Origin of the sequence: Pseudomonas sp. Q1, assembly GCF_009935975.1 — a bacterium.
In the GTDB taxonomy this organism is placed as follows: Bacteria; Pseudomonadota; Gammaproteobacteria; order Pseudomonadales; family Pseudomonadaceae; genus Aquipseudomonas; species Aquipseudomonas palleroniana.
Genome location: NZ_QODI01000017.1, coordinates 60,657 through 73,934, shown reverse-complemented (window position 1 = coordinate 73,934; position 13,278 = coordinate 60,657). Strand labels below are relative to the sequence as shown.

12 protein-coding genes are annotated in these 13,278 nt (G+C 61.8%); 4 read left to right on the top strand and 8 right to left on the bottom strand.

Translation table 11 applies throughout. From position 1 onward, the window contains the following. Position 1: 1 nt before the first annotated feature. Positions 2-622, bottom strand: coding sequence for an energy transducer TonB (locus DK870_RS24030; RefSeq protein WP_161549865.1), 621 nt, complete (start codon positions 620-622; stop codon positions 2-4). A 96-nt stretch (positions 623-718) separates the two neighbouring features. Here DK870_RS24030 and DK870_RS24025 point away from each other — a divergent pair, with 96 nt between their 5' ends. Next, on the top strand, positions 719-1,501 hold the full coding sequence (locus DK870_RS24025; RefSeq protein WP_060754018.1) for a class I SAM-dependent methyltransferase: 783 nt from the start codon (positions 719-721) through the stop codon (positions 1,499-1,501). A gap of 121 nt (positions 1,502-1,622) precedes the next feature. Here DK870_RS24025 and DK870_RS24020 read toward each other — a convergent pair whose 3' ends face one another. Then, a complete protein-coding gene (locus tag DK870_RS24020) occupies positions 1,623-2,258 on the bottom strand; it encodes a TetR/AcrR family transcriptional regulator (RefSeq protein WP_060754019.1) in 636 nt (211 codons plus the stop codon). Between the two features lie 93 nt (positions 2,259-2,351). Here DK870_RS24020 and DK870_RS24015 point away from each other — a divergent pair, with 93 nt between their 5' ends. Next, the gene (locus DK870_RS24015; RefSeq protein WP_060754020.1) at positions 2,352-3,452 is read left to right on the top strand and encodes an efflux RND transporter periplasmic adaptor subunit; all 1,101 of its coding nucleotides are present in this window, start codon (positions 2,352-2,354) and stop codon (positions 3,450-3,452) included. A 6-nt stretch (positions 3,453-3,458) separates the two neighbouring features. Next, on the top strand, positions 3,459-6,521 hold the full coding sequence (locus tag DK870_RS24010; protein ID WP_161549864.1) for an efflux RND transporter permease subunit: 3,063 nt from the start codon (positions 3,459-3,461) through the stop codon (positions 6,519-6,521). A 68-nt stretch (positions 6,522-6,589) separates the two neighbouring features. Here the strand turns inward: DK870_RS24010 and DK870_RS24005 are convergent, their stop codons facing one another. From DK870_RS24005 to plsB, 3 genes are read right to left on the bottom strand one after another with little or no spacing between them, the layout of a single operon-like run. Then, a complete protein-coding gene (locus DK870_RS24005) occupies positions 6,590-7,279 on the bottom strand; it encodes a DUF4197 domain-containing protein (protein WP_161549863.1) in 690 nt (229 codons plus the stop codon). 23 nt (positions 7,280-7,302) lie between these two features. Further along, a complete protein-coding gene (locus DK870_RS24000; RefSeq protein ID WP_161549862.1) occupies positions 7,303-7,704 on the bottom strand; it encodes a YbaY family lipoprotein in 402 nt (133 codons plus the stop codon). Between the two features lie 52 nt (positions 7,705-7,756). After that, positions 7,757-10,261 carry a glycerol-3-phosphate 1-O-acyltransferase PlsB gene (gene plsB / locus DK870_RS23995; RefSeq protein ID WP_104995699.1) on the bottom strand — a complete coding sequence of 835 codons (2,505 nt, stop codon included), beginning with the start codon at positions 10,259-10,261 and terminating at the stop codon, positions 7,757-7,759. A 180-nt stretch (positions 10,262-10,441) separates the two neighbouring features. Between plsB and DK870_RS23990 the strand changes: the two genes are divergently transcribed. Beyond that, complete coding sequence (locus DK870_RS23990; protein ID WP_017844724.1) at positions 10,442-10,651, top strand: cold-shock protein; 210 nt, start codon at positions 10,442-10,444, stop codon at positions 10,649-10,651. 132 nt (positions 10,652-10,783) lie between these two features. Here the strand turns inward: DK870_RS23990 and DK870_RS23985 are convergent, their stop codons facing one another. Genes DK870_RS23985 through dapE form a run of 3 tightly spaced genes read right to left on the bottom strand, consistent with a single transcriptional unit; the run spans position 10,784 to position 13,177 of the window. After that, on the bottom strand, positions 10,784-11,161 hold the full coding sequence (locus tag DK870_RS23985; RefSeq protein ID WP_060754025.1) for a hypothetical protein: 378 nt from the start codon (positions 11,159-11,161) through the stop codon (positions 10,784-10,786). Between the two features lie 55 nt (positions 11,162-11,216). Beyond that, positions 11,217-12,026: a putative RNA methyltransferase gene (locus DK870_RS23980; RefSeq protein ID WP_161549861.1), complete on the bottom strand. Its 810-nt coding sequence runs from the start codon at positions 12,024-12,026 to the stop codon at positions 11,217-11,219. Continuing rightward, positions 12,026-13,177, bottom strand: coding sequence for a succinyl-diaminopimelate desuccinylase (gene dapE / locus DK870_RS23975; protein ID WP_161549860.1), 1,152 nt, complete (start codon positions 13,175-13,177; stop codon positions 12,026-12,028). The genes DK870_RS23980 and dapE overlap by 1 nt, the downstream gene beginning before the upstream one ends. Positions 13,178-13,278 lie beyond the last annotated feature (101 nt).

Below are 13,278 nucleotides of genomic sequence, written 5' to 3'. Positions count from 1 at the left end.
ATCAGGCGGCCAGGCGCAGGTTGTTGAGGATCAGTGGGCGCGCCCAGTGGTAATCGAAGTCCAGCGCCTTCTGTTGCGCCTCCAGCTCTTGCGGTGGGTACGGCGTGGCTGGCGGTGGCAGCAGGTCCAGCTCGAACTCGGCAATCGGCAGATGCAGTGGGCGCGGTTGCGGTGCGGGGCCAGGTTCAGGCAGTGGTTGGCCGGCGTTCAGCACGAGCGGGCGAACCCAGCCGCTGTCGAAATTCTGTTGGCGCTGCTGGGCGACAATTTCTTCTGGCGCAAAAGGTGTGGCGGGAGGCGGCAGCAACTCGGTTTCGAATTCGGCGATCGGCAGGAACAGCGGCTCAGGTGGGGCGATTTCGGTGTCTATCACGTCGCATTCACGCTGGGTGAGGATCTGCGCCAACAGATCGGCGCCTTCGCTGGGTTCTACCGCAGGGTCCAGGGTTGCAGGCGCCTTGATGGCCAGCGCGTTCGGTGAATCACCAAGCTGTTCGGCCAACGCGCGGGCGAAGAAGTCCTGCCACACATGACTCACCCCGGCCAGCGCTTGAGTATTGCGCAGGCCGTAATGGTTGTGGGTCGGCAGTACACCGATGGTTAGGGGAAGAATGTCTGACATTTTTCTCGGTCGACGCTCAGCTCTGGCAAAATACCTGACTGTTGGTTTTATCGGCCAGTGTTGGCCGATCCTTAATATTTTTGAGCGTAGCGATTGATGAGCGAACAACCAGCGGCCAGCCGCATTCGGGTCGAGGCCTTGGCCGAAGGTTTCCAGGCGCGTGCCGAGCAATGGGCTGAGCAGCTTGGGCTGCCGTTGCAGCTGGAGGCGGCGGACTTTTCCCTGCAGGTCGGGGAACAGGGACTGCAACTGCAACAGCTTGGGCCTGACGCACCGGGGCCGGTGCGTGTGGATTTTGTCGAAGGCGGCGCGGCGCACCGGCGCTTATATGGCGGTGGCAGCGGGCAGATGATCGCCAAGGCCGTGGGCATCGCCCAGGGCGTGCGCCCGCGTGTGCTGGATGCCACGGCCGGGCTGGGCAAGGATGCGTTCGTACTGGCGAGCCTGGGCTGCGAGATGAGCCTGATCGAGCGTCAACCGCTGATCGGCGCTTTGCTCGAAGATGGCCTGGCACGTGGCGCGGATGATTTCGAGGTGGCGCCGATCGTGGCGCGCATGCAGTTGCTCAAGGGCAACTCCATCGACGTGATGCTCAATTGGCAAGGCGAGCCACCCCAGGTGATCTACCTGGACCCGATGTTCCCCCACCGTGAGAAAACTGCCCTGGTAAAGAAAGAAATGCGCCTGTTCCGCCCCTTGGTGGGCGATGATCCGGACGCGCCGGCGTTGCTCGCGGCCGCACTGGCCCTGGCCAGCCACCGTGTGGTGGTCAAGCGCCCACGCAAGGCGCCGTGTATTGAGGGGCCCAAGCCGAGCCATGCGTTGGATGGCAAGTCCAGCCGGTATGATATTTACCCGAAGAAAGCGCTCAAGCCCTGACTCTTCATTGGCCTTGAGGGCCTCATCGGGAGCAAGCCCCCTCCCACACTTGAGTGTATTCACAAATCAAATGTGGGAGGGGGACTGCCCCCCGATGAGGCCACCCGGATAACACCCGGGCTCAGGCCCGATAAGCCCGCATAAACAACCCCACCACTTCCTGCACATGGGCTTCGGCGGCTTCCTCGCTCAGTTGTCCGCCGCAGCCGTATAGCAAACAGAAGTTCGCCGTGCCCTTGAGCAGGCAGAAGAAATGTTCGGCTGCCGTAAACGGCTTATCGATGCTCAGGGCGCCGCTCTGGTCGATCTTGCCGAGCAGGCGCTCCATCCCCTGGAGCATGCGCATGGGGCCGGCTTCGAAGAAGATCTGTGAGAGTTTCACGTCCTGATTGCCGGTGGTCATCATCAGGCGGTGCAGGTTCACCGATTCTGCGCTGTTGATCAGCCGATGAAAGCCCCGTGCGATGTTCAGCAGCACGGTCTCCACGGGCACACCTTTGGGGAGCTCGAAATACATCACCGGTAACTGTTCTTCGCACGTGGCCACCACGGCAGCGGTGAACAGGGTTTCTTTGTCGGTGAAATGGCTATACACGGTCAATTTTGACACGCCGGCCTCAAGAGCCACGGCATCCATGCTGGTACTGGTGTAGCCATTGCTCAGAAACAGGGTTTTCGCCGCTTCGAGAATTGCCTGGCGTTTTGCCATGTCCTTGGGACGCCCGGGGCTATTGGTGTTCACAGGATTGTCGGACATTTTCACCTTTAATACTGGACTGGCGAGTTTGGTATTAATAACATACTGGCCAGTATAATTATTCCTAGCTTCATTTGCGAAAGGTCCTTCAGCATGCGCAGCACTTTCCTGCCCCTTGCGTTGCCTGCCAGCCTGGCCTTCCTGTTGGCCGCCTGCGGCCATGAGGAAGCGGCCCAAACCACCATCCGCCCGGCCATGGTGGTGCAACCACAGCCATCCGCGCAGGCGATGGAAAGTTATCCGGGTGAAGTGCGTGCCCGTTACGAGCCGGACCTGGCCTTTCGCATCGGCGGTAAAGTCAGCAAACGCCTGGTGGAGGAGGGTGAGCGGGTCAAGGCCAATCAACCCTTGGCCGAACTCGACCCCCAGGACGTGCGCCTGCAACTGGAAGCCACCCGCGCCCAGGTGGCCGCCGCCGAGGCCAACCTGAGCCTGGTGCGTGCCGAGCGTGATCGCTACAAGACCCTGATGGATCGTCAGATGGTCAGCCGCTCCCAGTACGACAATGCCGAAAACCTCTACCGATCCGGTGAGGCGCGCCTCAAGCAGATCAAGGCCGAGTTCGACGTGTCCAGTAACCAGGCCGGTTACGCCGTGTTGCGCGCGCCGCAGGACGGTGTGGTCGCCAAGCGTGCAGTGGAAGTCGGGCAAGTGGTGTCAGCCGGCCAGACCGTGTTCACCCTGGCCACCGATGGCGAGCGCGAAGTGTTGATCAGCCTGCCTGAACAAGGCTTTGGCCGGTTCAAGATCGGTCAGCCGGTGTCGGTCGAATTGTGGAGCCAGCCGGACCAACGCTTCACCGGGCATATCCGTGAACTGTCCCCCGCTGCAGACCCCAAGTCGCGGACCTTCGCCGCCCGTGTTGCCTTCACCGGCGGCAAAGTCCCGGCCGAACTGGGCCAGAGCGCTCGCGTTTTCATCCAGGCCGAGGGCGCGGTCGCGCTGTCGGTGCCGTTGTCGGCCCTCAGTGCAGAGAATGGCGCCTCCTACGTCTGGCGCGTGCAACCCGACAACACCCTTAAGCGTACTCCGGTGCGCATCGGTGCCTTCGGCGAAAAAACCGTACCGGTGCTGGAAGGCCTGGCGCCCACCGATTGGGTGATTGCGGCGGGCGTGCATGTGCTCCATGAGGGCCAGCAAGTGCGCCCGGTGGACCGCTCCAACCGCGTTGTGAATCTGGCGACCAAGGAGTAGTCCCCGATGGGTTTCAATCTTTCCGAATGGGCGTTGCGTAATCGCCAGATCGTACTGTTCCTGATGATCCTGCTGGCGGTGGTCGGCACCCTGTCCTACACCAAACTGGGGCAAAGCGAAGACCCGCCGTTTACCTTCAAGGCCATGGTGATCAAGACCAACTGGCCCGGGGCCACGGCCCAGGAGGTTTCGCGGCAGGTCACCGAGCGCATCGAGAAAAAACTGATGGAGACCGGCGACTATGAGCGCATTGTCTCGTTCTCGCGCCCCGGCGAGTCCCAGGTCACCTTTATGGCCCGCGACTCGATGCACTCCGCGCAGATTCCGGAGTTGTGGTACCAGGTGCGCAAGAAGATCAGCGACATTCGCCAGACGTTGCCGCCGGATATCCAGGGGCCGTTTTTCAACGATGAATTCGGTACCACCTTCGGCAACATCTATGCGCTGACCGGCGACGGCTTCGACTATGCCGTGCTCAAGGACTACGCCGACCGTATCCAGATTCAACTGCAACGCGTGCCGGATGTGGGCAAGGTCGAGCTGCTGGGCCTGCAGGACGAGAAAATCTGGATCGAGCTGTCCAACCTCAAGCTCGCCACCCTCGGCCTGCCCTTGGCGGCCGTGCAGCAAGCCTTGCAGGAGCAGAATGCGGTCTCCACGGCGGGCTTCTTTGAAACCCCGACCGAGCGCGTACAGCTGCGGGTGTCAGGCAACTTCAAGACCGTGGAGGAGATTCGCAACTTTCCGATTCGCGTCGGTGACCGTACCTTCCGTATTGGTGACGTGGCCGACATCCACCGTGGCTTCAACGATCCACCGGCGCCGCGTATGCGCTACATGGGCGCCGACGCGATCGGCCTGGCCGTGGCCATGCGTGACGGCGGCGACATTCTGGTACTGGGCAAGGCCCTCGAAGGGGAGTTCGCACGCCTGCAGAAGAATCTTCCCGCGGGTATGGAACTGCGCAAGGTGTCGGACCAGCCGGCGGCGGTAAAAACCAGCGTCGGCGAATTCGTCCAGGTGTTGGCCGAGGCATTGGCCATTGTATTGCTGGTGAGCTTTTTCTCCCTTGGCCTGCGCACCGGCATGGTGGTGGCCCTGGCGATTCCGCTGGTGTTGGCGATGACCTTTGCCACCATGTATTACCTCGGCATCGGCCTGCACAAGATCTCCCTTGGCGCTCTGGTACTGGCGCTGGGCTTGCTGGTGGACGACGCGATCATCGCCGTGGAAATGATGGCGATCAAAATGGAGCAGGGCTACGACCGGCTCAAGGCGGCGAGCTTTGCCTGGACCAGCACGGCGTTTCCGATGCTTACGGGGACGTTGATCACGGCGGCGGGCTTCCTGCCGATTGCCACTGCGCAATCGAGTACTGGCGAATACACCCGCTCGATCTTCCAGGTGGTGACCATCGCACTGTTGGCGTCATGGGTCGCCGCCGTGGTGTTTGTGCCGTACCTGGGGGAAAAGCTCCTGCCGGACCTGGCAAAGATTCACGCAGCCAAACACGGCGCCGATGGCCCTGATCCCTACGGCACACCCTTCTACCAACGCGTAAGAGGTCTGGTTGAGTGGTGTGTGCGTCGGCGCAAAACCGTGATCGTCCTGACCTTGCTGCTGTTTATCGGCTCGGTTGCGTTGTTCCGCTTCGTGCCGCAGCAGTTCTTTCCGGCTTCGGGGCGCCTGGAGCTGATGGTCGACTTGAAACTGGCCGAAGGCGCGTCCCTGAGCAACACGGCCGACCAGGTCAAACGCCTGGAAGCCTTGCTCAAGGACCACGCCGGCATCGACAACTATGTGGCCTATATCGGCACCGGTTCGCCGCGTTTCTACCTGCCGCTGGACCAGCAATTGCCGGCGGCCAGCTTTGCGCAATTTGTGGTGTTGGCCAACACCATTGAAGAACGTGAAACCCTGCGCACCTGGCTGATCGAAACCCTCAACGAACAATTCCCAGAGCTGCGTTCGCGGGTCACACGCCTGGAGAACGGCCCGCCCGTGGGGTACCCGGTCCAGTTTCGCGTGACGGGCGAGCACATCGAAGAAGTGCGTGCCCTGGCGCGCAAAGTCGCCGTCAAGGTTCGCGAAAACACCCACGTGGTCAATGTGCACCTGGACTGGGAAGAGCCAAGCAAGATCGTCTACCTCAACATCGATCAGGACCGCGCCCGTGCGCTCGGTGTCAGCACCGCCAACTTGTCGAAGTTCCTGCAGAGTTCGCTGACTGGTTCCACCGTCAGCCAGTACCGTGAGGACAACGAGTTGATCGAAATCCTCCTGCGCGGCACCGTGCATGAACGCACCGAACTGTCGTTGCTGCCCAGCCTGGCGGTGCCGACCGACAACGGCAAAAGCGTAGCATTGTCGCAGATCGCCACCCTTGAATATGGCTTTGAAGAGGGCGTCATCTGGCACCGCAACCGCCTGCCGACCGTGACTATCCGTGCCGACATCTATGGCAAGGAACAACCGGCGACCCTGGTCCAGCAAATCCTGCCGACTCTTGAGGGTGTGCGTGCCGAACTGCCGGATGGTTACCTGCTCGAAGTGGGCGGCACCGTCGAAGACTCCGCCCGTGGCCAGAACTCGGTGAAGGCCGGCGTGCCGTTGTTCATCGTGGTGGTACTGACCTTGCTGATGTTGCAGCTGCGCAGTTTCTCACGCACTGCCATGGTGTTTCTGACGGCGCCACTGGGCTTGATCGGCGTGACGTTGTTCCTGCTGGTGTTCCGCCAGCCCTTCGGCTTCGTGGCCATGCTGGGCACCATCGCGCTGTCAGGGATGATCATGCGTAACTCGGTGATCCTGGTGGACCAGATCGAACAGGACATCAAGGCGGGTCTCGCGCCGTGGCAGGCGATCATCGAAGCTACCGTGCGACGCTTCCGCCCGATTGTACTGACTGCGCTGGCGGCAGTCCTGGCGATGATCCCGCTATCGCGCAGCGTGTTCTTCGGGCCAATGGCCGTGGCGATCATGGGCGGGTTGATAGTGGCGACGGCGTTGACACTGTTGTTTCTGCCGGCCCTTTACGCGGCTTGGTTTCGAGTCAGGAAGGATGCCTGACCTGCTTGCGTAGCTGAAGGTAGTTGCGCCCAGCCGGTTGGAACGGCCTGGGCGCAGCCAGGGGGACGTTACAGCGCGCCGAACACCTTCTTCGCCAAACTGGTGGCCGCTGCCGCCGGGTTCTTGCGAATGGTTTCTTCCTGCTGCGCAATCATCTTGAACAGCCCGTCCAGCGCCTGCTCGGTCACGTAGTTTTCAACGTTGGCATTCTTGGCATCGAGCGCGCCGAAGGTCGCGGCCTTGCCGGCCAGGGCGTTGTACTGTTGGGCCACGCCCACCTTGTCGGTGGCGGCCTTGACGATCGGCAGGAACTTGGCACGGATCTGGTCACGGCTGCTTTTGTTCAGGTACTGAGTCGCCGAATCCTGGCCGCCGGTGAGGATGCCTTTGGCGTCGGTCACGCTCATGTTCTTCACCGCATTGACCAGGATCGGCTGCGCCTGGGTCACGGCGGTTTCTGCCGCCTTGTTCATGCTGGTTTCCAGTTGCGTGACCTGATCACCCATGCCGAACATCTTCAGCTTATCGGCGACTTTGCCGAGCTTGCCGGGCAGGCCGATCCTGACTTCAGGGTTGTTGCTGAAACCACCGGGTACGCCCAGTTGTTTCACGGCGATCTGTGCACCCTGGGTCAGTGCGTCCTTGAGGCCGCCGTTGGCATCGCCCTGGGACAGGCTGCCAAGGTCCAGGGCCATGGCGTTGGCACCGAGCAGCAGGCCGGCACACAGGGCGGTAAGGCGAAGGGAGTTACGGAGCATGGGCGCTTCCTTGAGTTCGTGAATCAGTGGGCGACGGCATCAACACGCAGGCGCAGCGGCGGTTGAGCCTGGCCGTCGAGCTGTACGGCGTGCCGTTCGGTGGTGACAAACAGTAGCTTGCCCTCCAGTTCGATGCGAGCGCTGACCGAGTAACTGTGGCCCGGCTTGACTTGCGCAGGGTCGTAGCTCAGGTGAAAGGGCAGCGGGACCTGGCCTTTGACCGGGCCTTTCTGTTCGGCGAGCGTCACGGCCGGGGCGTCCATCAGGGACACGTCTTGCAGGCTCACGCTCAAGGTGGCCGCAGGCGGCAAGGCAATGCGTTGCAGGTAGAACACTTCGCCGTCGAGGCTGGCCTTGGGGGCTGGGGTCATGGACTGGCAGGCTCCGAGCAGGGCGGTGAGGCCCAGGAGGATGATTTTTTTCATGGTGCAGCTCCTTTTTCAACGGCGCCGGAAACCGCCCGGCGCCTGATTCAATCTAGCGGGTTTCTGGCGTGTCGACGGATGCCTCGGCCGCGCCGTCAACCCGATGCAGGGCCACTTGCCGGATCGACAGGCGAATGTCTGCCGGCAGCACGCGTTTCGCCGCGCCTTCGGCCAACTCACCGAGCAGGTCGTGGTAACTCAACTTGCCTGCCTCATCACGGCGCAGCACATCTTGCTCCAGCAATGTCTGGATGAAATGTCGGAAAAGGCTTTTGTCGAAGAATTCCGGAGCGTTCAGGCCATGCAGGATCGACAGGCGCTGGGCCATGATCGTGCACAGGTCTTCCAGTTCTTCGGCGCTGATGCTGTTCTGGCCGCTGTTGAGCAGCAGCGAGATGGCCATGTAGAAGCGCTGCAGGGTCTGGGCAATGCTTTTGGACAGCAGTGTCAGCAGCACAAAGTGCCGTGAACTCGGGGCCGGGCGCAGGTAGACGGCGTTCTCGAAGCGCAGCAGGCCCTGTTCCACAAACGCTAGCAGCCATTGATCGACGACGGCGTCCAGCTCTTCCAGTGACCAGCGGATAAACAGCTCCGATTGCAGGTACGGATAGAGCGCGCGGGTGTAGCGCAGGATCTGTTCGCGGCTCATCCGCGAGCTGCTCTGGAAGAAGCTGGCCAGCAATGCCGGCAGGGCGAAGATGTGCAGCACGTTATTGCGGTAGTAGGTCATCAGGACGGCGTTCTGTTCGTCCAGATACAGGATCTTGCCCAGGGCGTCGCTCTGCTCCGACAACAGGGCCATGTCCTTGACGTGCTTGATCAATGCCAGGCCGTTGCCCTCGGGCAGGGTGGTGTGGGGCGAGTAGGGCACGCTGCGCAGCAACGCCAGGTACAGGTCCAGTTGGCGCGCCATGGCCTGTTCATCCAGGGCCAGGCGCGTGGTGGACAGCAGTGCCAGGGCCACCAGGTTCACCGGATTCACCGCCGCAGCTTCGTTCAAGTGGCGCGCCACCTGTTCACCTAGGCGGTGCGTGGTTTCATTGAGCCATGCCGGTTTGTAGTTCGGGCCCAGTTCCTGGGCGCGCCAGTCCGGTTGCTCGCCGTCGAGGAACTCGGCCAATTTGATCGGCTCGCCGAAGTTGACCGCGACCTGGCCGAAACGCTGCTTGAGCGCGCCGACGACTTTGAAAATATCGAAGATCGACTCTTTTTTCTTGCTCGCCCCACGCAGTTCGCCCAGGTAAGTACGGCCTTCGAGCACACGTTCGTAGCCGATGTACACCGGTACGAAGACGATCGGCGTGCGTGATGAACGCAAGAAACTGCGCAGGGTGATCGCCAGCATCCCGGTTTTCGGTTGCAGCATGCGCCCCGTACGTGAACGACCACCTTCGACGAAGTATTCCACCGGGAAGCCTTTGGTAAACAAGGTATGCAGGTACTCGTTGAACACGGCGGTGTACAGCGGGTTGCCCTTGAAGGTGCGGCGCATGAAAAACGCACCGCCACGGCGCAGCAGGCTGCCGATCACCGGCATGTTCAGGTTGATGCCGGCGGCGATATGCGGCGGGGTCAGGCCGTTCTTGAACAGCAGGTACGACAGCAGCAGATAGTCGATATGGCTGCGGTGGCAAGGCACGTAGATGACCTCGTAGCCCTGGGCAACCTTTTGCACGCCTTCGATGTTGTTGACCTTGATGCCATCGTAGATTTTGTTCCAGAACCAACTGAGCACCACTTCCAGGAAGCGGATCGCGGTGTAGGTGTAGTCCGAGGCGATTTCGTTGCCATAGCGCAGGGCCAGTGCCTTGGCTTTTTCCGGGGCTATTTTTTCCCGCTCGGCTTCTTCCGCAATGGCTTGGCGCACCAGCGGCATATTGACCAAACCCTTCACCAGGTTACGGCGGTGGGACAGATCGGGGCCGATCACGGCGGTCTTCAGGTTACGAAAGTGCACACGCAGGATGCGTTGAGCCATGCGTACGGTGCGTTCGTGACCTTTATTGTGCTCGATCAATTCACGCAGGTTAATTGGCGCAGAGAATTGCACACGGGTCTTGCGACCGAGGATCAGGATGCTCAGCAGCCGGCGCAGACGCCCGGTGACGGCCCAACTGTCGGCAAACAGCAGCTTCCACGGGCTGGACTCGCTCTCGGGCGATTGGCCCCAGAACACGCTGACCGGAATGATTTGTGCATCTTCCTCGGCGCGTTCGCTCAGGGTATCGACCAGCCGGGTCAGGGTCGGCGGTGCGCCTCGCTTGTCCTGGCGGCCGAGCCAGTCGGGGTCCGGCGTGAGGTAGAAGAACGCGGCGGGTTCGATCAGTGGGCCTACCGAGACCGGCAGCACCGGGCGCGGTAGGCCGGCCTTGGTGCATTCGGCGTCGACCACGGCCAATTCGGTGAGAGAAGGCGATTGCAGGACATAGAACACTGGCCGGCTGCGGTCGAGGTTAAGGGTTAGGGACGACTGGTTGATCGTCTCCGAGCGAACCCAGAGGTACAACAGTCGGCGCAAGGTGCCAAACACCAGACGGCGGAACGGGGAGCGGGTCATAGGCGTGCTGCTTCAAGTGGGAAAAACCGAGCAGATGCTCGGGCGGGTAGTGTGCCGTATTCGCCGAAAATCGGCAAAAAGCGGCTAAATAAACTTGAGTTGAAGCTTTTTGAGCCTGCCATATACTCGGCAGTTCAATGCGGCTCACTCAACAATAAAAAGCATGTGGGAGAAAAACAGATGACAACGCGCGAAACCGGCAATGTGAAGTGGTTCAACGATGCCAAGGGCTATGGTTTTATCCAACGCGAAGACGGCAAGGATGTGTTTGTGCACTACCGCGCCATTCGGGGTGAAGGCCACCGCTCCCTGGCTGAAGGCCAGCAGGTGGAATACGCCGTCGTGAGCGGCGAGAAAGGCTTGCAGGCGGAGGATGTGGTCGGCCTCTAAGCCCACCGCTGAACAACTGTGGGAGGGAGCTTGCTCCCGATAGCGATGGACCAGTCAGCTTAATGTGCAACTGACCCACTGCAATCGGGAGCAAGCCCCCTCCCACTTTTTGATTCGGTTCACACTGGCGGATCAGGCCGTTTTCCAGGTGATCTGCTCTTCACCGTCCGCGCTGATGCGAATCCAGGTGTCGGCGCTTTCCTCACCTTCTTCCTCAACCCAGGTGCCCGGTGCACAACGCACTTCCACGTTCAGCGCGGCAAAGGCTGCGCGGGCGCAGGCGATGTCGTCGTCCCAGGGCGTCTGGTCGCTTTCCAGGTACAGGCTGTTCCATTTGCCCACGGCTTTGGGCAGCCAGGTCACGGGTACGGTGCCGGCTTTGCACTTGTAGGTCTGACCCTTCTGGACCCAGTCGGTGCACGGGCCCAGGGCTGCGCCCAGCCAGGCGGCAATGGCCTTGTGGTCGACGTCGGCGTCCTTCAGGTAAATCTCGATATCAGGTTGGCGCATGGATGTTCCTCGTTGCGGGATTTAAAAAATCCATTCGCGGATACTAAAAAGTCGGTTATTGAAGCACGAAATAATCGTAGCGCATTGACACCGTCACCCGCAGCGGCTCGGCCGCCTCGATCACCTGTGCGCGGCGCTCGGCGCTGGCGCGCCAGCCGTGTGGGGTCATGGCCAGCAGGTTGGCACGGTCTTCGGGCCTGGCCAGGCTCAGGGTGAACGTCAGTGTTTCGCTGTGCGCCAGGCTCATACCGTCCGGCACCAGGGCCAGATGCTTGTCGTCGGTGTACTCGCGCACTTCGTCGTACAGGCGCTCGCGCAGCTCCATCAAGTGGCCGCTGGTCGGCCCGACCTTCATCAGGCCGCCGCCAGGGCTGAGCAGACGTTTGGCTTCCTGCCAGTCCAACGGGCTGAACACGCTGGCGAGGAACTGGCAACTGGCGTCCGCCAGCGGCACGCGGGCCATGCTGGCGATCAACCAGGTCAGCGCCGGGTTGCGCTTGCAGGCACGCTTGACGGCTTCCTTGGAGATATCCAGCGCGTAGCCGTCGGCATGCGGCAGGGCTTCGGCGATCTGCGCGGTGTAGTAACCCTCGCCGCAACCGATGTCGACCCAGCGTTGCGGCGCCCGTTCGGCAGCCAACTCGGCCAGGCGCCTGGCGACCGGCGCATAGTGCCCGGCGTTGAGGAAGTCGCGGCGCGCCTCGACCATGGCCAGGTTGTCGCCCGGGTCGCGGCTGTTCTTGTGTTGTACCGGCAGCAGGTTCAGGTAACCCTGGCGCGCACGGTCGAAGCGGTGCCCGGCCGGGCAGGCCACGCCGTTGTCCACCGCGTTGAGCGGTGCGCTGCAAATGGGGCAGGCGAGCATCAGGCGAGCAACTTGATCAGGGTCTGGTAATAGATTTCGGTCAGCACGTCGAGGTCACTGGCCAGGATGCGCTCGTTGACCTGGTGAATGGTCGCGTTGACCGGGCCGAGTTCGACGACTTGAGTGCCGAGCGTTGCAATGAAGCGCCCGTCCGATGTACCACCGCTGGTGGACGCCTGGGTGTCGCGCCCGGTGATCGCCTTGATGCTGGCGGAGACCGCATCCAGCAGGGCACCCGGTTCGGTCAGGAACGGCAGGCCCGACAAGGCCCAGTCCACATGCCAGTCCAGCGCGTGCTTGTCGAGGATGGCTGCAACGCGTTGTTGCAAGCCTTCGACGGTGGACTCGGTGGAGAAACGGAAGTTGAACACCGCCTTCAGCTCACCTGGGATTACGTTGGTGGCACCGGTGCCGGAATTGAGGTTGGAAATTTGGAAGCTGGTCGGCGGGAAAAACGCATTGCCGTCATCCCAGTGCTCGGCAGCCAATTCGGCCAGGGCCGGAGCCGCCAGATGAATCGGGTTCTTCGCCAGGTGCGGGTAAGCCACGTGACCTTGTACGCCGCGCACGGTCAGGGTGGCGCCGAGGGAACCACGACGGCCGTTCTTGACCACATCGCCCACCAGGGTGGTGCTCGACGGTTCGCCGACGATGCACCAGTCCAGGCGTTCCTTGCGGGCCGCCAGACGTTCGATCACGGCTTTGGTGCCGTGGTGCGCCGGGCCTTCTTCATCGCTGGTGATCAGGAAGGCCACCGAGCCCTTGTGGTCCGGGTAGTCGGTGACGAAGCGCTCTGAGGCCACGAGCATGGCCGCCAGGCTGCCTTTCATGTCTGCCGCGCCACGGCCGCAGAGCATGCCGTCTTCGTCGATCAGGGCATCGAACGGGTCATTCTGCCAGGCCTGCACCGGGCCGGTTGGCACCACATCGGTGTGACCGGCAAAACACAGCACCGGGCCGTCGTGCTTGCCATGGGTGGCCCAGAAGTTGTCCACGTCTTCAATGCGCATCGGCTCAAGCTTGAAACCGGCGTCACCCAGGCGCTGCATCATCAGCTTCTGGCAGTCGGCATCGATCGGCGTGACCGAGGGGCGACGGATCAGGTCGATTGCGAGTTGAAGGGTCGGCGAAAGGTCGGCATGGGCCGTCATGGGAAAACTCCGGAAGCGTGTCGTGGCGCAGAACGAATGTGAAATACGGCACCGATTCAGTGTGGGGGGGCGGTGCGACGATTCGACTTGCTCCCGATTGA

Coding starts and splice junctions, on each gene's coding strand:
- DK870_RS24030 (WP_161549865.1), bottom strand. CDS start 622: ATGTCAGACATTCTTCCCCTAACCATCGGTGTACTGCCGACCCACAAC.
- DK870_RS24025 (WP_060754018.1), top strand. CDS start 719: ATGAGCGAACAACCAGCGGCCAGCCGCATTCGGGTCGAGGCCTTGGCC.
- DK870_RS24020 (WP_060754019.1), bottom strand. CDS start 2,258: ATGTCCGACAATCCTGTGAACACCAATAGCCCCGGGCGTCCCAAGGAC.
- DK870_RS24015 (WP_060754020.1), top strand. CDS start 2,352: ATGCGCAGCACTTTCCTGCCCCTTGCGTTGCCTGCCAGCCTGGCCTTC.
- DK870_RS24010 (WP_161549864.1), top strand. CDS start 3,459: ATGGGTTTCAATCTTTCCGAATGGGCGTTGCGTAATCGCCAGATCGTA.
- DK870_RS24005 (WP_161549863.1), bottom strand. CDS start 7,279: ATGCTCCGTAACTCCCTTCGCCTTACCGCCCTGTGTGCCGGCCTGCTG.
- DK870_RS24000 (WP_161549862.1), bottom strand. CDS start 7,704: ATGAAAAAAATCATCCTCCTGGGCCTCACCGCCCTGCTCGGAGCCTGC.
- plsB (WP_104995699.1), bottom strand. CDS start 10,261: ATGACCCGCTCCCCGTTCCGCCGTCTGGTGTTTGGCACCTTGCGCCGA.
- DK870_RS23990 (WP_017844724.1), top strand. CDS start 10,442: ATGACAACGCGCGAAACCGGCAATGTGAAGTGGTTCAACGATGCCAAG.
- DK870_RS23985 (WP_060754025.1), bottom strand. CDS start 11,161: ATGCGCCAACCTGATATCGAGATTTACCTGAAGGACGCCGACGTCGAC.
- DK870_RS23980 (WP_161549861.1), bottom strand. CDS start 12,026: ATGCTCGCCTGCCCCATTTGCAGCGCACCGCTCAACGCGGTGGACAAC.
- dapE (WP_161549860.1), bottom strand. CDS start 13,177: ATGACGGCCCATGCCGACCTTTCGCCGACCCTTCAACTCGCAATCGAC.